The sequence below is a fragment of the Paenibacillus sp. FSL R5-0407 genome (assembly GCF_038009185.1).
In the GTDB taxonomy this organism is placed as follows: Bacteria; Bacillota; Bacilli; order Paenibacillales; family Paenibacillaceae; genus Fontibacillus; species Fontibacillus vini.
This window is the reverse complement of record NZ_JBBPAX010000002.1, coordinates 297196-316090: the sequence shown is the minus strand read 5'-3', so window position 1 is coordinate 316090 and position 18895 is coordinate 297196. Positions and strand designations below refer to the sequence as shown.

Genomic DNA, 18895 nt, shown 5'->3' with positions numbered 1-18895 from the left:
AAGAACACGCCGTTTCATTGCATTTGCCTATTGCGGGCGATGTCATGGAACGGCTTTTTTTTATTTTTCGAGAGGCGGTGGAATCATGTTCGATCAAAAGTATGAAGAATGGATCTCTTTGAATCTGAAGGAGGAGGAGAATCCTAGGCGACGCGAACTGCTTGAGAAAGGATTGGGGCATGGGACGGTCGAGTTTTTACGCTCAGTTTGGTATCCTGCGGTGGGTAATTTTAATTACTTGTATCCTGAATGGGAAGTACGCGATTTCAACAATGGTTACCGGTATCTGGACCTTGCTTATATGCCGGGCGGTGCAAAAGGCGGGATTGAAATCCAAGGGTACGGACCCCACGCGAGAGACCTTGATGTCAGACGGTTTAAGGATCTATGCATGCGACACAGCATGCTGGCCCTCGATGGATGGGTGTTTCTGCCTATCGCCTACCTATCCATCAAAGAGGAACCGAAACAATGCCAGCAGCTCATCCTCTCCTTCGTCGGTAAATTTCTTTCGACCGATGTGTCGGTATCGGCCGAGATGGGGTGGGCGGAAGCGGAAACGATGCGTTTTGCGCGCCGGTTGCTGCGTCCTTTTTCCCCATCCGAACTCGCACTCCACCTTCGACTGTCGGATCGCCACACTCGCCGCATTTTGCACCGTATGGTTGAGTTGCAAATTTTGCGCGTCGCAGGAGAGGGCAGCCAGCGCTATCGCAAATATCAACTGCGATAGCAGATGGGCAAGAGGCGGAAACCAAGGTGGGCGTAAAGGCGTCGCGGACTACAGTTTGACGTGAAATGTACTCGTTGTGAACTCACCAGAACTACCCTAAAAGGACTTGCAAAGAACTCGAAGTAACTTGCAAAGTGCTCGCAAAGAACTCGCAAAGTAGCTCGTCCAACGTCTAACGGACATAGGAGCCGTTAAACCGTGCAAAAAGGTAAGTTTGAAAATCTAACGGACACAGAAGACGCTAACTCACGAAAATCGCTCAAAATCTGATGGCGAAGCCCCATTTAAGGGCTCTGGTGTCCGTTAGATTTAGAAAGGAGCCAAATTTGAGGGAATAACGTCCCTGGTGTCCGTTAGAGAACCCTACTAGTGTTGAGCCGACTTTTAACGGACATAGGAGCCGTTAAACCGTGCAAAAAGGTAAGTTTGAAAATCTAACGGACACAGAAGACGCTAACTCACGAAAATCGCCCAAAATCTGATGGCGAAGCCCCATATAAGGGCTCTGGTGTCCGTTAGAGAACCTACTAGTGTTGAGCCGACTTTTAACGGACATAGGAGCCGTTAAACCGTGCAAAAAGGTAAGTTTGAAAATCTAACGGACACAGAAGACGCTAACTCACGAAAATCGCCCAAAATCTGATGGCGAAGCCCCATATAAGGGCTCTGGTGTCCGTTAGATTTAGAAAGGAGCCAAATTTGAGGGAATAACGTCCCTGGTGTCCGTTAGAGAACCTACTAGTGTTGAGCCGACTTTTAACGGACATAGGAGCCGTTAAACCGTGCAAAAAGGTAAGTTTGAAATTCTAACGGACACAGAAGACGCTAACTCACGAAAATCGCCCAAAATCTGATGGCGAAGCCCCATTTAACGTCCCTGGTGTCCGTTAGATTTAGAAAGGAGCCAAATTTGAGAGAATAGCGTCCCTGCTGTCCGTTAGAGTAACAACACTGGTGATGGATCCGACTTCACATTGCACGGAATCATACTATTGTCCCTATATGCCGCAAATTTCTAATTTACTTGTTTTACGAGACGCATTGGCCAGACTACTTCACTCACAGCTATACGACGAGCGAGAAACATACTACGGTTGGTTAATTGCATCATTAGTAAAATGCCGGAAAAAGTTTACGCAAATTGAAGCTCTCAATTGGTTGGATACGTTTGGTAAGAAATGTGCTTGCTTGCCTGGTATGTCGATAGGAATAGTTGTTTTGTTTTCTGAAGGGGGGGTAATACAATAGCGTACCGATGAACGGTACCATCCAAACAAACGATAAGGAGAGATTTCAAATGGCAAACAACAACCGAGATGGGAAAATGAGCCGTGAGGAAGCTGGTCGTATGGGCGGAGAGGCAACGGCCAAAAACCACGATAAGGATTTTTATCAGGAGATCGGTAAAAAGGGTGGGGAAGCCACTTCCCGCAATCATGATAAAGACTTCTATCAAGAAATTGGCCAAAAGGGCGGGGAGGCTACTTCACGCTCGCACGATAAGGATTTTTATCAGGAGATCGGACAAAAAGGCGGCGAAGCACGCAGCGATTCAGATGGCAATAACGGCAAGATGAGCCGTGAAGAGGCTGGTCGCAAGGGCGGCGAAGCAAGAGCACGTCAGCGGAAATAATCTAGCGGAAAAGCGTTCGGTAGAGAATGCGGCGCTGAGGCTGCAGCGTTAAATTATAATTGAAACGCCCCTCATCCTTAGGATGAGGGGCGTATTGCGATCAGTGCCGCGTATTAGACTTTAAAGCGGTCGATCAAAGTGTGCAGCCTTTCCGATAGATCGGAGAGGAAGGTAGCGGAAGCATCGACTTCCTGCATGGCGGCAAGTTGTTCCTCGGAAGCCGCGGACATGGTCTGGGTTCCGTCGACAGTTCCGTTAGCCACGTTTACAAGCTGCTCCATTGCTTCCACCAGCACTTTGGAGTTCACGGACAATTGACGAACCGTTTCGCTGACATTTTCAACGGCTTCGGCGGAATTCTTGGTCGATTGTTGAATTTCAAGGAAGGAGTTCCCTGCGTTTACAACAAGCTCGGTCCCAAGCTTCACTTCAAGAGTTGCCTCTTCCATGGTATCCGCGGTCGCTTCCATTTGTTTAATAATAAAGTTAATGAGTGAGGCGATCTGTTTGGCCGAGTCCGCGGACCGCTCGGCGAGCTTCCGGACGGAGGAAGCGACGACCGCAAAGCCGCTGCCATGCTCGCCGGCCCGGGCGGCCTCGATGGCGGCATTGATCGCAAGCAGGTTTGTTTCTGCTGCAATCTCTGTTATGATGTCGAGAATATTCTGAATTTCCCTCGAATGACTGCTTAGCTGTCCTATGTTGGAGGAGAGGCTTACGATCTTGTCTTCAATTGTATTCATTTGCTTAACGCCAAGCTGGATGGAGGTTCCACCATCCTTGGCGGCTTCAGCGGAAATTCGGGCTTCCTCCGATACATGGTCGGCCGTATTTACGATCTGGCTGATAAAAGCGGACATTTCCTGAAGGGCTGCCGAGCTTTGCTCCAGATTTTGCAGCTGTTTCTCCGCGCCTTCAGCCAGCTCTTGAATTATGTATACCGTTTGCTCGCTGGCCTTTCCGGTTTCCTCGGCACTGGCAGACAGTTCCTGGGAAGAGGAGGCGACCTGCATGGATGTTTCATTTACCTCGGTAATCAACTGGCGTAATTGTACCGTCATGTTGCCAAAATCCCGAGATAAGGTTCCCACTTCATCTTTGCTGGAGATAGATAGTGGCTCTACGGTCAAGTTGCCTTGGGCGACCAGGTTGACCTGTTTCGATAATTGCTCGATCGGACGTATCATCCGGTGAATAAAGAGATAGACGGCAACGATAGCCAGCAGGAACACTGCTCCTCCAATAATAAAAGGTAGGGCAATGATATCCCAAACCCGCTCATGAATGATGGAGGCATCGAAGTTAATCGCCATCAGGCCGACGATTTCTTTGGTCGGGTCATGGTCTTTATAAATCGGACCGTAGCCTGTCAGAAGCCCAACGCCATCATAGGTGTAGATTTTTGTATAAACGGAATGCTTGCTGTGCATAATCATATCGCGATCATCTTCGCTGAAGTAAAAATCGTCTCCGGCTTTATATCCGCGCTGTTTCAAATTTTGATCCGCGGCCAGGATTTTACCGTCCAAAGAAAGAATAAACACTTCCTTGAAGAGCGATTTGTGGTTTACGGTCCAGTTTAAACGTTCCTCCAGGGCTCCAAGATCGGAAGTATCCCCGTTAGCGAGTCGTTCGATGATTCCAGGATCCACAAGGCCAGTCGTGATGTTGGCACAGCCTACCGTTTCGATTCCGACAGACTCTTCCACTTGTCTGTAGGCCGTCTGGTAGCTGAAGAAGCCGATGAGTGCGCTCACAAGCAGGAGCACCCCGATAATGCCGGCAGTTATTTTTCTAGCGAATCCCATACTCATTCCCCAATCATAATAGGTTGCTGTTGTACAAGGTGTGAAGTCTAAATCACATTATATAGTAGTAATGTTTTGAGAATTTATTAGCTTAATCATTCAAAGTGTGACAAAATAGTGAATTTTCATATAAATTGTGACAAGTGAGGCGATGTTTGTGTCAAAAATTATCGATTCCTGGAGGGTTTTCATTGCTGTACCCCTTCCTAAGTCCATAAAGGAGGCATTATCTGCTTGGACCGAAACGCGCAAAAGCGATCTGGCCTTCGCGAAATGGGTTCATCCGGCGGACTATCATATTACCGTCCAATTTCTCGGAGATATATCGCCGACCCGGATCAATGACCTTCAAGCAAACCTGGAAAGCATTACGGAGGGCCAAAAAGCATTTGAATTAAATGCCAGGGAAGTAGGTTTTTTTGGACGTGCTTCGAACCCCCGAGTCCTTTGGGCAGGGGTGGAAGGGGACATGGAACATCTTAAGGCGCTGCAGAGCGCCGTGGCGGAGGGCAATCGGAAACTGGGCTTTATCCCGGAGGACCGTCCTTATAGCCCGCATATCACTCTGGCGCGAAAATATGCTGAAGATCGCCGCCTCTCGCCGGAGCAATTAGCCGGAACCGGATCTCCAACCGAATTCGGAAGCTGGACCGCAGACGCCATCGTCGTTTACCGAACTCGGATGAATAAATCGCCTATGTATGAAGAAGTGGGTAGAATTTCACTTTTATCATAGTAATAATCTTGAGTCTTCCGTCCTTCGGAAGGCTTATTTTGTTGAAAAAAACATTTTTTTGTTATTCAAACGTCTTTTTTTCGGTTACATAGATGAAAGAATATATCATCATGCGTAAAGTTCTTCGGAAAGAAGAGCCATTTACTAGAGAGAAATGTCGGGTAGGAGGTCTATTATGTATATTTTTCGGCAAAGCCGTTACGTCGCGCTCCTAATAGGAGCCATTTTGGTTAGTCTTGGTGCGATTTGTCTGCTTCAGCAAAACTTGGGGAAGGAGAGAACAGGGAACCGCAATCTTTCTGCAATGCCTGTGAATCCAGAAACAAAACTTATCATCTCCGCACCTCCGTTGCAGCAGCATCATGCGATATCGATCCAGGGAGAGAGGCTTGGCAAGCCGATCCTCCCGAATTTAACGACTCTTGAAATAAAAATCCAGCAAACTGATTTCGGCATAAGCCGCTCGGAGCATAATGAACTGCTGGCAGAGCAGATTTGGCTGCGCAAACAGGCGCTTGAGCCAAAAATAACGGAGCCTGCTCCCCCGGACAAGAACCATCCCCCCGACCAATTATTCTTCACGCGCACAAAGCTGCTAAACCATGAAGACAAGGAAGACGCTACATGGAGCTACGCTTTGGGCGAGGAAGAACTGCTTCTCCTCCAAAAAATCGTTATGGCGGAAGCAGAGGGCGAACCGTACGAAGGCAAGGTGGCAGTCGCCAACGTTGTCTTAAACCGGCTGCGGTCCGCTAATTATCCCGATACCATAAAGGAAGTTATATATCAAAAATCTCAATTCAGCCCTGTTCGGAACGGAAGATTAAAGAGAGTTAGCCCGAATGAGGACACGATTCATGCCGTGAATGAAGCATTGAACGGACGAAGAGAGGTATCGGACGATACCTATTATTTCTTGTCGCTGAAACTGGCTAAAGATCTCACGATTGCCCGGACAAAGGATAAAGCGAAAGTAATCGGAAATCATACTTTTTATAAATAGTCATGATAATTTACCGCTTGGCCTACCGCCTGTCTGCTCAGTTCCAGAGCAAGCGAGGATTCCGCGGGGTCTTCCAGCAGATCGGCGATATTTCTGGCGCAAAGGTCAGGTCGGTAAAAGGAAGTGTCCGGACTTCGACGGAGCTCGGTATAACTGCCGGTGTAAGCTGTGCGGTCACTGCTTATTTTGGCGAACCAGAAATCCAAAATTTCTGTGGAGGTCAGTTCATTTCCGCAACCTATTTTTATAAAATAATCGCGGTTCTTATCCTCCTGGCCGGGAATGCATTCATAGAACAGCATAGGTATACCCTTGGCCAACCCTTCCGTACAAGTCATACCACCGGGTTTGGTAATTAGCAGATCAGAGGCGTCCATCCATTTGCTGATTTCACGGGTGTAGGCAAGCACCCTGATATTGGAGTGCTGAAGCCCGGGATGATTACGCAGTTTAGCTACCAGCTTCTCGTTGCTGCCCATGCAGCAGACAATTTGGACATTCTTTTTCCATTGAGATAATCTTTCGATTAACTCATCTTTCAGAATGCCCCAACCGCCGCCCATAATGAGTACGGTCGGGATATTTTTGAGTCCAAGCTCGCGCCTTACGGAAGCTTTGTCCTGCCGGATCCAGAATTCGGGATGAACGGGAATGCCGGAAACCTGAATGGCGGCCGGTTTTACACCGCGTTGGATCAGCAGGCTCCGGACTTCGGGAGTTGAGACAAAATAGCGGTCAACTTCCGGACTGATCCATGATCCATGGGCATCATAATCCGTAATCAGCGTATACAGAGGGATATCCAGCCCTGAAGCCTTCAGCCTCGATATTATGGCGCCGGGAATCGGGTGCGTACAAATAATCAAGTCCGGCTCCATCTGTCTGATCACCCCGGCGGCATGATTATAAAACAATTTATGGAGCGCCAGCCGGGTAAGCCGTCCGACCGGCTTTTCGTATTTTTTGCGATAAAACAGGCCAACAAGCGCAGGGCTAGTCGTTACTGTGATCCGGTAAGCGGATAGAATCCAGGGGGCAAGCGTAGGATTCAGCACCGAACCGAGCTCCAGCACCTTGGCCTGTATATGCGGATCCACTTTCTGCAATCCGGCCGCAAGCGCATGAGCCGCCTGGGTATGGCCGCTGCCAAACCCTTCCGATAGGATCAGCACTCTTTTGAACGGCATAAGATCACCCTTTTCATAATCTGAAATTGCGAAGAGATTATTTCACTCGTAACTTCAGTTTATTTTTTTTACGGCTTGGAAAAAAGAGCCTGCGGACTGGTCTGAAGCTGGACTTTAGTCGGGGCGACCTTCTTACAAAGTATGATGTAAGTCACTTTGAAATTTCCTGAAAAAACATCTTGCAAAGTGGAATTAGACGTGATAAAGTGTTGATTGACCAAATGACCGAAATTGAATTTTAGTCATTTTCTTGAGAGCAAGGCATTTGACGTAAAAGGAGGTGCTCGAAATGGCTGTGGTAGATCGCCGCAAACAAGTCATCGAGGCAGCGGAGAAATCCTTCGCGTTGTTCGGATATAAGGCAACGACGATGGACCACGTGGCGAAGATCGCTAATGTTGCCAAGGGGACGATCTACACATTTTTCACTAACAAGGAGGAGCTCTTTGACGAGATTCTCCGCTCGGTCATCCTGGATATGAAGCGGATTGCGGAACGGGAAGTCCGGGAAGACAGACCTTTTTTCGAAAACCTGTATCAAAGTATGGATTCGCTGCTTGAATACAGAGCCGAGCATGAGCTGTTGATCAAACTGTTTCAGGAAGTCCGTGATTTTGGGACACCGCAGGCCCGGGAGGGGCTGGAGAAGATTGAACATGCGATTCTGGGCTATTTGGAAAAGCAAGTGGATCGCGCGGCGGGGCGAGGGGAGATTAACGGTCTTGATCCGAAGGTTGTCTCATTTGTCCTCTTAAAGCTTTACATCGCGTTGACGTCGGATTGGAACAAGATTCACGATCCTTTGAGCAAAGAGCAGATCAAGGAATTTACTCGCCGATTTTTGTCGGGTGGTCTTTCACTGGCATAGGACCCGGGCCTTGAAGGAGCCTGGACTGCAAAAAAATAGAAATTAGACATCAGAGGATACAAGGAGAGAAAACGAATATGAAATCAATGTCGGTGTTTTTCAAGGACTTGGCTGCATCCTTCAAAAAGCCAAAAGTAATTATCCCGATTATCGTCGTACTGTTTATTCCCGTGCTGTATAGCGGAATGTTCCTTGCGGCGTTTTGGGATCCTTACGGCAAAATGGATGAGATTCCCGTTGCGGTAGTTAATCAGGACACGGGCGCTGAATATGAAGGGAAATCGCTTCAGGTCGGTAAGGAACTGGTGGATGAGTTGAAGAAGGGAAATGACTTTTCGTGGCGGTTCGTTACCCGTGAAGAAGCGGAAAAAGGGATGGACTCCAATGAGTATTACATGACGATTGTAATTCCGGATAACTTCTCTTCGCAGGCAACGACGCTGATGGATGAAAATCCTCAGCCGGCACAAATCATTTATGAACCAAACGAAGGCTATAACTTCCTGGCTGCCCAAATCGGCGGTACGGCGGTAAAAGAAATCAAGGCTAAAGTTTCCGCTAAAGTAACGGAAGCCTATACGGAAACCCTGTTCGATCAGGTTGAGAAAATTTCCGGCGGCTTGAACGATGCAGGCGACGGTGCAAGCACCATTAATGATGGAGCCGTTCAACTCGATACAGGCGCTAAAACATTGAAAGAGAACCTTGCCAAGCTGGCGGCCGGTACAATCGAACTCAGTAACGGCATCGCTCCGCTTCAAGAAGGAGCCAGCTCGCTTAGTAAGGGAGCTGCGGATCTGAAGACCGGGGCATCTACATTGGCAAGTGGTCTAAATCAATTGTCCGCAGCGGAAAAACAACTGGAAAGCGGAGCTATAAAAGCCCATGAGGGCGGCGTGCAGTTGAAAAATGGATTGGATGCTTCCGTTCAAGGAGCCGATAAGCTTCAAGCGGGTCTCACCGCTTCTGAAGAAGGCAGCTCCAAACTGGTAACGGGCCTCGAGTCATCGCTTCAAGGCAGCACTAAAGTGGCTGAAGGAGCGAAAGGGGTGGCCCAAGGCTTGGAGCAGCTTACTAAAGCAAGCCCTGAGCTGGCGGAAAATCCGACTGTTCAGCAACTGCTCGCAGCCAGCAAAGCTGTGGCTCAAGGCAGCGAACAAGTGCAGCAAGGCCAGCAGCAGCTGTTGCAAGGCAGTAAGGACTTACACAGCGCTCAACAGCAATTGCTGCAAGGCAGCCAGCAGTTGGCGCAAGGGCAGAAGCAACTCGCCCAAGGTGCTACCCAGTTGACCGCAGGCCAAGAGCAATTGGCTGGCGGGCTGAAGCAATTCGGCGGTAAATTGGCCGAAGCGGCAACAGGCGGCGAACAGCTGGCAGCCGGTGCAGGCAAGCTGAGCACGGGTGCCAAGCAAATCGAAGGCGGCATGGGCCAAGTGTCCGGCGGAGTGCAAACTCTGGCAGACGGTTCCAAGCAATTGGATGCAGGCGCAGGCGAGCTCAAGAACGGAATGGATAAACTGACTGAAGGCTCCGGAGAGCTGGCAAGCAAGCTGAATGAAGCTGCCGATCAAACCTCCGGTGTTAAGAAGACCGATAAGCTTGTAAATATGTATGCCCAACCTGTTGAAGTAAACGAGCAAAAAGTGAACGAAGTGCCGAACTATGGTACAGGTTTCGCTCCTTACTTCCTGTCCCTCGGTCTGTTCGTCGGAGCGTTGATCTCGACGCTGGTCGTTCCGCTTCGCGGAACTTCGGTAGAGGACGCCACCGGTTGGAACCGGTTTGTCAGCCGGGCCCTTGCGTTTACCGGCATGAGCTTGGTGCAATCGCTGCTCGCATCGGGACTGACTCTGTATGGCTTGGGACTTAAAGTTCAAAGCGTTCCAATGTTCTATCTGTTCAGCTTCATTACTAGCTTGTGCTTTATGTTTATCATTCAGGCTTTGGTCACATGGCTTGAGAATCCGGGCCGCTTCCTGGCGATCCTGATTCTGATCTTCCAATTGACCACAAGTGCAGGAACATTCCCGCTGGAATTGATCCCTAACTGGATGAAAGTCTTCAACCCGATTCTTCCAATGACGTACAGCGTCAGCGGCTACAAAGCGGTTGTTTCTACGGGCGATTTCAGTCACGCTTGGCAGCAGCTTGGCGTACTGGCGGGCTTCGGCGTCGTCTTCCTGGCGATTACGCTTCTCTACTTTGTCACGCATAAACACAGTGAGGATGTAAGCACGGAAGCGAGTCTGAACGCCTAAACTTAAGCTTAAGAAATTCATAGTTTAATCTAAGAACCTGCAAGACCTCTTAATGAGGTTTTGCAGGTTCTTTTTATTGAAGTCTATTTCTTTGTAAAAACTTTTTAAGCATTTGTGCAAAAGAAAGAGAAAATAGTGCAAAAACAGCGGACGCGTTTTCCGGTAGAATAAAAATACTAAATAAAACCCGTTGTTTATAAGGTGACTCACTTTATTTATAGAAAGGTTGCGCTGAATATGAAGCACACAATGATACCACAAAAGCAGGGACTATACGATCCTGCCTTAGAAAAAGACGCCTGCGGGATGGGGTTTGTAGCCCATATTAAAGGCAAGGCTTCGCATGAGATCGTCAGCCAGGCGCTTACGATGTTGAGCAATATGGAGCATCGCGGAGGGCAGGGAAGTGAACCGAATTCCGGTGACGGCGCAGGTATATTACTGCAAATCCCGCACCGCTTTTTGGCCGCGGAAACAGAGAAACTCGGGTACATTCTTCCGGAAGCCGGGCAGTACGGAGTAGGGATGCTGTTTATGCCGCATGACGATGCGCTTCGTAGCGAACAAGAGGCCGAATTGACGCGGATCGTGGAAGAAGAGGGGCAGACCGTGCTCGGATTTCGGACCGTTCCGACACGGGACGATATGCTAGGGAAATCGGCTAGAGAGGCCAAACCTTTCGTAAGGCAAGTATTTATTAGCCGCAGCAATAATCTGGTGAATGACCTGGATTTTGAACGGAAGCTATACGTCATCCGGCGCCGGGCGGAGCTGGCTATCCGTTATGGCGGTGCGGAAGGAGGGGATGCTTTTTACGTGTCCAGCATGTCCTGCCGTAAAGTCGTATATAAAGGAATGCTTACGACGGAGCAGGTCGGCCAGTTCTATGTCGATCTGAAAGAGGAGAGTCTGGAATCAGCCATCGCCCTGGTTCACTCGCGCTTCAGTACGAATACGTTCCCGAGCTGGGAACGGGCGCATCCGTATCGCTTCATGATTCATAATGGTGAAATCAATACGTTGCGCGGCAACGTGAACTGGATGCATGCCCGGCAGGCGCTGTTCGAAACGGAAGCCTTCGGCAGCGATCTTGAAAAGGTGAAGCCGGTCATTAATCCGGACGGTTCCGATACCGCCATGTTCGACAATACGTTTGAGTTTCTGTATCTGAGCGGCCGTTCTCTCCCGCATGTCGCCATGATGATGGTGCCGGAGCCATGGAACAACCATGCCGAAATGGATGAGGACAAAAAGGCATTCTATGAATATCATAGCTCATTGATGGAGCCATGGGACGGGCCGGCGGCGATGGGCTTCACCGACGGGATTCAGATCGGAGCAATGCTTGACCGGAACGGACTCAGACCTGCCCGTTATTACGTGACTAAGGACGATCTCATCATACTTTCCTCCGAGGTAGGCGTATTGGACATTCCTGTGGAAGATGTTCTGTATAAGGATCGGTTGCGACCTGGACGCATGCTCCTCGTCGATACGAAAGAAGGACGGATCGTTTCGGACGAGGAGGTTAAAGCGTCGATCGCCAAGGAAAATCCGTACCGCGAGTGGCTGGAAGAGCACCGGATCTTGCTTGAAGACCTTCCGGAAGCTCCGGAGCTTCCGGAGGAGCAGCTTGAGAATATTGTGCTTCGACAGATGGCATTCGGATACAGTTTTGAGGATTTGCGCAAAGTGCTTGAGCCGATGGCACTGACGGGCGAGGAAGGTCTCGTCTCCATGGGATACGATGCTCCGCTCGCCGTACTGTCGGACCGGCCGCAACGGCTTTACAACTACTTCAAGCAAATGTTCGCCCAGGTGACGAACCCGCCGATGGATGCGATCCGTGAGGAACTCGTAACCTCCACGGCGACCATGATCGGACCGGAACGGAATCTTCTGTTGCCGGAGCCGGAGAGCTGCCGTCAAATTCGGCTAGAATCTCCGATTCTCTCGAATGAGGATTTGGCCAAACTTCGCCATATCCGCCGTCCGGGATTCAAGGCGACGACCCTTCCGATTCTGTTTCCGGCTGGGCAAGGTGCTGAAGGGCTCCGTCAGGCTCTGGATTCGCTATGCGAAGCGGCCGACCGCGTGATCGCGGAAGGCCATAACCTTCTGATCTTGTCGGACCGCGGTGTCGATACCGAGAACGCTGCAATCCCTGCGCTGCTCGCTGTCTCTTCATTGCACCATCACTTGATCCGGGAAAAGACGCGCACGAAGGTCAGCATTTTGCTGGAGTCCGGCGAACCGCGGGAAGTGCATCATTTCGCGCTGCTGCTCGGATACGGCGTGAGCGCCGTAAATCCGTATCTTGCCTTCGAAACGCTGGCGGATATGATCGATCAGGGCATGCTGCAAGGGATTTCGCCTCAAAAGGCAGTAAGTAACTTCATTAAGGCGGCTATGAAGGGCGTTGTGAAGACTTTGTCCAAAATGGGCATCTCCACGATCCAATCGTATCGGGGAGCGCAGATTTTTGAAGCTGTCGGCCTGCGGGAAGATTTTGTGGACCGCTACTTCACCTGGACGCCGTCCCGGATCGGAGGAATCGGTCTCGAGGGCGTAGCCAAGGAAACGCTGAGCGACCACTTCCGGGCTTTCTCTCAACAGGACGGCAGCGACAAAGTGCTGGATTCGATCGGGGAATATCAGTGGCGCAGCGACGGGGAGGAGCATCTGTTCAATCCGCAAACCGTTCACGTGCTACAGCAGTCGGTACGCACCGGAGATTATGGCCTGTACAAAAAATTCTCATCCCTCGTTCAAGGGGAAAATGAAAAACACTTGACACTGCGTTCGCTGCTTGATCTGAAGTCGATCGGACCGAAGGTGCCGCTGGAAGAAGTGGAATCGGCCGCATCGATCATGCGCCGTTTCAAAACCGGGGCTATGTCCTTCGGATCTATTAGCAAAGAAGCGCATGAGACGATTGCCATTGCGATGAACCGAATCGGCGGCAAGAGCAATACCGGTGAGGGTGGAGAGGATCCATCCCGTTATATTCCTGACGCGAACGGCGATTTGCGCCGCAGCGCTATCAAACAGGTTGCTTCGGGCCGGTTCGGGGTTACTTCCCACTATCTGGTTAATGCCGATGAGATCCAGATCAAAATGGCGCAGGGGGCTAAACCGGGTGAAGGCGGTCAGCTTCCGGGGAAGAAGGTTTACCCATGGATCGCCGAGGTTCGCGGTTCTACGCCGGGCGTGGGCCTGATTTCCCCGCCGCCGCATCATGACATCTACTCAATTGAGGATTTGGCTGAATTAATCTTCGATCTTAAAAATGCAAACCCGAGGGCCCGCATCAACGTGAAGCTGGTATCCGAAGCGGGCGTCGGTACGATCGCAGCCGGCGTGGCCAAAGGGCGCGCAGACGTGATTCTTATCAGCGGCTACGACGGGGGAACCGGGGCATCGCCGCAAAGCTCGATCCGCCATGCAGGTTTACCTTGGGAGCTTGGCCTTGCTGAGACGCATCAGACGCTGATGCTTAATAACCTGCGCGACCGGGTCGTGTTGGAGACGGACGGCAAAATGCTCACCGGCCGGGATCTAGCGGTCGCGGCTCTGCTGGGCGCCGAGGAATACGGCTTCTCCACCGCACCGCTCGTCGCCGTCGGATGCATCATGATGCGGGTCTGCCAGCTGGATACCTGTCCGGTCGGCGTGGCGACGCAAAATCCGGAACTGCGCAAAAATTTCATGGGCGATCCTCAGCATGTCGTCAATTTCATGACCTTTGTCGCCGAAGATCTTCGCGAGTGGATGTCCGAGCTCGGCTTCCGCAGCCTGGAGGAAATGATCGGCCGTACCGATTGCCTGGATACGTTGAAAGCGATCGACCATTGGAAGAAACAAGGTGTCGATCTGGCTCCGTTGCTGCACATGCCAGCGGTACCGGAAGGAACTAGCCGGTACTGCACGCGGCAGCAAAACCACGGCCTGGAAGAGACGCTGGATCTCACGCATCTTCTTGGCCTGGCGGCTCCGGCCTTGGAGCGCGGCGAAGCCGTTAGCGCGGTGCTGCCGATCTGCAACGTGAACCGGGCAACGGGTACGATCCTCGGCAGCGAAGTGACGCGCCTTTACGGCGCGGCCGGCTTGCCGGAGGATACGATCACGTTCCGGTTCGAGGGATCGGCCGGGCAAAGCTTCGGCGCCTTCGTGCCAAGGGGCATGACGCTGACGGTGGAGGGCGATGCCAATGACTACACCGGCAAAGGCTTGTCGGGCGGCAAGGTCATCGTAAAGCCGTCGCCGCAGGCTACGTTTGCTGCCGAGGAGAACGTCATCGTCGGAAACACTTCGTTCTACGGGGCGACCGGCGGGGAAGCCTACATTCGCGGCATCGCCGGCGAACGATTCGCAGTCCGCAACTCCGGCGCGAGCATCGTGGTCGAAGGGGTAGGCGACCACGGCTGCGAGTACATGACCGGCGGGCGCGTCGTCGTCCTTGGCGGCACAGGCCGAAACTTCGCGGCCGGAATGTCCGGCGGCATCGCATATGTGCTGGATATGCAGGGGAACTTCGTGGGCCGCTGCAACCAGGGGATGGTGCTGCTGGAGCGGGTCGAAGACCCGGCCGAGGCCGACGAACTTCGGACGCTGATCAGCCGCCATGTCCTGTACACGGATAGCGCTGCCGGACGCCGCGTGCTGGACCACTGGAATGAGCTGCTGCCGAAATTCGTCCGCGTCATTCCAAAGGACTACAAGCGGATGCTGGAGCAAATCCGCAAGGTGGAGAACGATGGCCTGCAGGGCGAGGCCGCCCTTCTCGCCGCGTTCGAAGCCAACACGCGCGAACTGGCACGCTCGGGCAACTAAAGCCAGCGCCGCAGCCATCGCCCCTGGGCCCGCGCCCAGTGATGGCGGGCGCTCAGCGACTGCAGCAAAACAAGCGAGATCACAAATTTACGTGATCCCGCTTGTTTTTTTAATAGAACTCAATTTGGTTGGAAAAAATCCAATCATATTGCCAAGTAAGAGAATTTAATGTGCCTTCATTGGAAAAAATCCAATGATATTCTTGGATTACGGGTTAATTGACGTAATCGTGATGTTTTTATTGGAAAAAATCCAACCAAACTTTAATCGAGTGGCTACAAGGCAAATCTCATTGGAAATTATCCAACGAGTAAGTAGCGCTTAACTAAGAAGTCATGAATTTATACCAATAGTAACCAGGGGGAGTCGGATAAGTGTGAGAATTAGTTGGGGTTACCAGTTAAGGTGACTGGATAGATCCGCCAAGGCGCAAGACCCCAAACTCTGCAATACCGTCACTGCCGGGCAGCCAGCCCCACCAGCCCCACAGCCCCACAGCCCTACCAAACCCACCAAACCCACCAAACCCACCAAACCCACCAAACCCACCAAACCCACCAGACCGCCAAACCCACCAGACCGCCAAACCCACCAGACCGCCAAAAGCAGAACCCCAGAGCGCATGCAGCAACTAACTTGGGTTGTAACAAACTATAGCTCCAGCATTCGCTAATTATCCAAAATGTAACTCATATTAACTCAAGCTAGCCTAAATAGGAGTATGTACTAGTCTCGAGTTCATAGTAGTTGACTGGTCCATTATTGGTGTACTGTATAGGATTCAATAGACCCTTTTCAGCTAGGGATCTAAGCCATTTGCGTGCTGTACGAAAGTCTAAGTGCATTAGTGAAGTTACATCCTTCGGACGAATCTTTCTGCCCAAACTCCAGGCCATCCGAAGGATTTCCTTCTCCATAGGATGTAGTGTTTGCGAGGCTTCGACACGTATAATATGGGGGCTGATGACCAGTTGGAGCAGCATGCGGCATACTTCAGGGCGGTTCTGTATATCATCAAAAGCAAAATGAATCATCTTCCATCCCATTCCGGTTAGAAAAGTGTCACGATTAAGAGAGTAACAGAATTTCTCCCGGTCCATGTCTTTGACGTGGCTTTGAAAGCCGTCGCATTCTAACCCGAATTTACCGAACGGGGGAAGGAAGGCGAAGTCGAGAAATTGTGATTTTCTGTTCCAGTCATATATCTCGTATTCCGGATGTAAATTTTCGAATGTCCCGAAAAGTGGCCACCATACATTTTGCAGCATAAGTTTCTCTGCATAGCTATGTCCCCGAATCAATCTTCCTCTTCTTTCACCTGTTCTGCGAGCGATATGGCTTTCCAGCATAGCCTGATGAGCCTCTTCAAAATTCATCTTCTACACCTCTTCCTGTAATAAAAAAACGCCCTTTCACCAACATGGTTAAAGGACGTTCTTCGTCTGCTAAATTATACCACTATCAAGCCACTCTGTTCTACTCGAATTAATACTTTCTACTCGAGTCTCCTCTATACTCTTCTAGCCTTATTCCAAGTGCAGTTTCGTCCCCGCCACCCACCTATGGTAAAATAGGGAAAACGCCGAAACAGGCGGGCGTATGGTTAGGAGAGTGGAGGTATGGTACAGGAACCTGTGGTCCGGATACAGGGCGTCAGCAAAAAGATCGGCTCCAAGACGCTGATCGATAACTTGACGCTCGATATTCCGCCGGGTCAGGTGTACGGATTTTTGGGACCGAACGGGTCCGGAAAAACGACAACGATCCGGATGATGGTCGGATTGATGTCGATAACGCAAGGCGATATCCTGATTCAGGGCTCGAGCATAAAGAGTGATTTCGAACGGGCGGTTTCCCATATCGGGGCTATCGTTGAGAATCCGGAAATGTACAAATTTTTAACCGGGTATCAAAATATGGTGCATTATGCCCGGATGTCGCCGGGGATTACCCGCGAGAGAATTATGGAAGCGGTAGAACGTGTGGGGATGCAGCATCGCATTCACGACAAGGTGAAGACATATTCTCTCGGGATGCGGCAGCGCCTGGGCGTGGCCCAAGCGATCCTGCACCGGCCCAAGCTGCTTGTGCTGGACGAGCCCACGAACGGGCTGGATCCGCAAGGTATCCGCGAACTGCGAGATTACCTGAGGATTTTGGCGAAGGAGGAGGGGACGACGGTATTCGTTTCCAGTCATCTTTTGTCCGAGATGGAGCTCATGTGCGATACAGTCGCGGTCATTCAGCAAGGCCGGCTCATCGACGTGAGGGAGTTGAACCACGGAGACGCTCCTGCGGACGGTCAGCGTGAAACGGCGTTTGATGTGGATCATCCGGCCCAAGCGCTGGAATTGATCGGAGCGGGGCGGATTGAAGGCAGCAGCCTGATTGTCGCCGTTGACCGGAGTACGGCCGCGGCGATTAATGCCAAGCTGGTCATGGCGGGTATATCGGTATACGGCATTCGTGTGGTAACCCGTTCGCTGGAGGATCAATTTTTGGAAATGACGGGAGGCGGGCATATTGGGTGATTTTCTGAAGCTGGTCCAAAATGAAAACATGAAAATATACCGCCGATTGCGGACCTGGATCATGTTCGCCATTCTGGTGCTGTTGATGATGCTGTTCGGAGTGCTGTTTTACATGGGGAGTTCCTCTTCCCCGATAGGAGCCTGGGACGCGGTGGATCAATTGTCGTTCCTTTATTTTCTGGTCTCTATTTTCTCGGTAGTCGTTGCTGCCGATATCGTGGCCGCGGAATTTACTTGGGGCACAATCAAATTGCTGCTTGTCCGGCCATGGACACGGACCAAAATATTGGTATCCAAGCTGTTGGCCGTATTGCTGTTTACGCTGGCGATGTCGGCGGTCTATCTCCTGGCAAATATGGCTGTTTCGTTTCTGTTGTTTCCGGATATTCAGTCCGGTGTGTTCCCCAAAAGCTCGGGAGGGCCATTCGGCTATATCATGGAGGATTTGCTCTACAATTATATCGACCTGCTCGTAATTACGATCTTTGCATTTATGGTGTCGACGGTATTTCGTACGAGCGGCCTTGCGATCGGCTTGTCGATGTTCATCTTGTTTGCGGGCAATATCTTTACGATGCTGTTTCATCCAACAAGATATGCTTGGGCTAAATATATGCTGTTCGTCAACATGGACCTGGGCCAATACCGGGGCGGGCAGGTCGGACCTGCAGGGATGACGCTGGGCTTCTCGGCCGCCGTGCTTACCGGGTATGTGCTGGCGTTCCTCCTCATTGCCTGGTTTGTTTTCAAAAAGAGAGATGTTGCAGCCTAGTCTATCCTAATCTAATCGTCATCCGAAACAAAAAGTTCCCGTTCGCTCCAAAGAGCAGGCGGGAACTTATTTTATCAGGTTCACAGTGATTACCCCGCTTCAGGACGCGCCGACTTTTTGGAGGACTTCACTTTGCCTTCCTTAACGGGAAGCACGGCGGGAGAGGTCTTCTCCATTTGGCTGGAGCCGTTCAGCAGTCCGCCTTCCACAATAACCAGCTTGGCGACGTTGACATTCCCGTCAACCTGACCGCTTCCGGTAATCGTCAGACGTCCGTGGCTGATAATATCACCGATAACTTTCCCGGCTACCACGATGTCGGCGCCTATGATGTTGGACCTGGCTTCACCGGTTTCCCCGACAATGACCTGACCTACACATTCGATTTCTCCGTTGAATTTTCCCTCGATCCGGAGATTGGCTTCGCATTCGAGCCGTCCTTCGGCAGAGCTGCCCTGGCCGATAAGCGTGTCCGTGCCTACCGGCGATTTATTATCCTTGAACATAAGCGATTTCATCCTCCATCAACTTGG

Annotated in this window: 13 protein-coding genes; 9 read left to right on the top strand and 4 right to left on the bottom strand. The window is 51.0% G+C overall.

The window, feature by feature from the left end; translation table 11 throughout:
* Positions 1-85: 85 nt before the first annotated feature.
* Both NYE70_RS20750 and NYE70_RS20745 read left to right on the top strand, forming a co-directional pair.
* Positions 86-733, top strand: a complete 648-nt coding sequence (locus tag NYE70_RS20750) for a transcriptional regulator (protein WP_213655424.1) — start codon at positions 86-88, stop codon at positions 731-733.
* A gap of 1297 nt (positions 734-2030) precedes the next feature.
* The gene (locus tag NYE70_RS20745; protein WP_211021626.1) at positions 2031-2366 is read left to right on the top strand and encodes a KGG domain-containing protein; all 336 of its coding nucleotides are present in this window, start codon (positions 2031-2033) and stop codon (positions 2364-2366) included.
* A gap of 113 nt (positions 2367-2479) precedes the next feature.
* Here the strand turns inward: NYE70_RS20745 and NYE70_RS20740 are convergent, their stop codons facing one another.
* Entirely contained in the window at positions 2480-4174 is a 1695-nt protein-coding gene (locus tag NYE70_RS20740) for a methyl-accepting chemotaxis protein (RefSeq protein ID WP_341047918.1), read from the bottom strand.
* A 151-nt stretch (positions 4175-4325) separates the two neighbouring features.
* Between NYE70_RS20740 and thpR the strand changes: the two genes are divergently transcribed.
* Positions 4326-4910, top strand: coding sequence for an RNA 2',3'-cyclic phosphodiesterase (gene thpR / locus NYE70_RS20735; protein ID WP_341047917.1), 585 nt, complete (start codon positions 4326-4328; stop codon positions 4908-4910).
* A gap of 175 nt (positions 4911-5085) precedes the next feature.
* A complete protein-coding gene (locus tag NYE70_RS20730) occupies positions 5086-5913 on the top strand; it encodes a cell wall hydrolase (protein WP_211021629.1) in 828 nt (275 codons plus the stop codon).
* Here the strand turns inward: NYE70_RS20730 and NYE70_RS20725 are convergent.
* On the bottom strand, positions 5904-7100 hold the full coding sequence (locus NYE70_RS20725; protein WP_341047916.1) for an MGDG synthase family glycosyltransferase: 1197 nt from the start codon (positions 7098-7100) through the stop codon (positions 5904-5906). The two genes, NYE70_RS20730 and NYE70_RS20725, sit on opposite strands and share 10 nt — an antisense overlap.
* 289 nt (positions 7101-7389) lie before the next feature.
* Between NYE70_RS20725 and NYE70_RS20720 the strand changes: the two genes are divergently transcribed.
* The 3 genes from NYE70_RS20720 to gltB all read left to right on the top strand — a co-directional run bounded on the left by NYE70_RS20720 (position 7390) and on the right by gltB (position 15059).
* Entirely contained in the window at positions 7390-7968 is a 579-nt protein-coding gene (locus NYE70_RS20720; RefSeq protein WP_211021631.1) for a TetR/AcrR family transcriptional regulator, read from the top strand.
* Positions 7969-8045: 77 nt separating this feature from the next.
* The gene (locus NYE70_RS20715; RefSeq protein WP_341047915.1) at positions 8046-10226 is read left to right on the top strand and encodes a YhgE/Pip domain-containing protein; all 2181 of its coding nucleotides are present in this window, start codon (positions 8046-8048) and stop codon (positions 10224-10226) included.
* A 237-nt stretch (positions 10227-10463) separates the two neighbouring features.
* Positions 10464-15059: a glutamate synthase large subunit gene (gene gltB / locus NYE70_RS20710; RefSeq protein ID WP_341047913.1), complete on the top strand. Its 4596-nt coding sequence runs from the start codon at positions 10464-10466 to the stop codon at positions 15057-15059.
* A 704-nt stretch (positions 15060-15763) separates the two neighbouring features.
* Here the strand turns inward: gltB and NYE70_RS20705 are convergent.
* Positions 15764-16435, bottom strand: coding sequence for a hypothetical protein (locus NYE70_RS20705; RefSeq protein WP_290408265.1), 672 nt, complete (start codon positions 16433-16435; stop codon positions 15764-15766).
* 243 nt (positions 16436-16678) lie between these two features.
* Here NYE70_RS20705 and NYE70_RS20700 point away from each other — a divergent pair, with 243 nt between their 5' ends.
* Both NYE70_RS20700 and NYE70_RS20695 read left to right on the top strand, forming a co-directional pair.
* Positions 16679-17590 (top strand): ABC transporter ATP-binding protein, encoded by a 912-nt coding sequence (locus NYE70_RS20700; RefSeq protein ID WP_341047911.1) that lies wholly within the window; start codon positions 16679-16681, stop codon positions 17588-17590.
* Positions 17583-18362, top strand: coding sequence for an ABC transporter permease (locus NYE70_RS20695; protein WP_211021635.1), 780 nt, complete (start codon positions 17583-17585; stop codon positions 18360-18362). The genes NYE70_RS20700 and NYE70_RS20695 overlap by 8 nt, the downstream gene beginning before the upstream one ends.
* Before the next feature lie 89 nt (positions 18363-18451).
* On the opposite strand, the gene NYE70_RS20690 is transcribed toward NYE70_RS20695, so the two are convergent.
* Positions 18452-18868: a bactofilin family protein gene (locus NYE70_RS20690; RefSeq protein ID WP_211021636.1), complete on the bottom strand. Its 417-nt coding sequence runs from the start codon at positions 18866-18868 to the stop codon at positions 18452-18454.
* Positions 18869-18895: the final 27 nt, after the last annotated feature.

What these genes read in the sequence shown, in the direction of transcription:
- NYE70_RS20725 (WP_341047916.1), bottom strand. Translation starts at nt 7,100, where the DNA reads ATGCCGTTCAAAAGAGTGCTGATCCTATCGGAAGGGTTTGGCAGCGGC.
- thpR (WP_341047917.1), top strand. Translation starts at nt 4,326, where the DNA reads ATGTTTGTGTCAAAAATTATCGATTCCTGGAGGGTTTTCATTGCTGTA.
- NYE70_RS20705 (WP_290408265.1), bottom strand. Translation starts at nt 16,435, where the DNA reads ATGAATTTTGAAGAGGCTCATCAGGCTATGCTGGAAAGCCATATCGCT.
- NYE70_RS20715 (WP_341047915.1), top strand. Translation starts at nt 8,046, where the DNA reads ATGAAATCAATGTCGGTGTTTTTCAAGGACTTGGCTGCATCCTTCAAA.
- NYE70_RS20720 (WP_211021631.1), top strand. Translation starts at nt 7,390, where the DNA reads ATGGCTGTGGTAGATCGCCGCAAACAAGTCATCGAGGCAGCGGAGAAA.
- NYE70_RS20745 (WP_211021626.1), top strand. Translation starts at nt 2,031, where the DNA reads ATGGCAAACAACAACCGAGATGGGAAAATGAGCCGTGAGGAAGCTGGT.
- NYE70_RS20700 (WP_341047911.1), top strand. Translation starts at nt 16,679, where the DNA reads ATGGTACAGGAACCTGTGGTCCGGATACAGGGCGTCAGCAAAAAGATC.
- NYE70_RS20690 (WP_211021636.1), bottom strand. Translation starts at nt 18,868, where the DNA reads ATGTTCAAGGATAATAAATCGCCGGTAGGCACGGACACGCTTATCGGC.
- NYE70_RS20750 (WP_213655424.1), top strand. Translation starts at nt 86, where the DNA reads ATGTTCGATCAAAAGTATGAAGAATGGATCTCTTTGAATCTGAAGGAG.
- NYE70_RS20730 (WP_211021629.1), top strand. Translation starts at nt 5,086, where the DNA reads ATGTATATTTTTCGGCAAAGCCGTTACGTCGCGCTCCTAATAGGAGCC.
- gltB (WP_341047913.1), top strand. Translation starts at nt 10,464, where the DNA reads ATGAAGCACACAATGATACCACAAAAGCAGGGACTATACGATCCTGCC.
- NYE70_RS20740 (WP_341047918.1), bottom strand. Translation starts at nt 4,174, where the DNA reads ATGGGATTCGCTAGAAAAATAACTGCCGGCATTATCGGGGTGCTCCTG.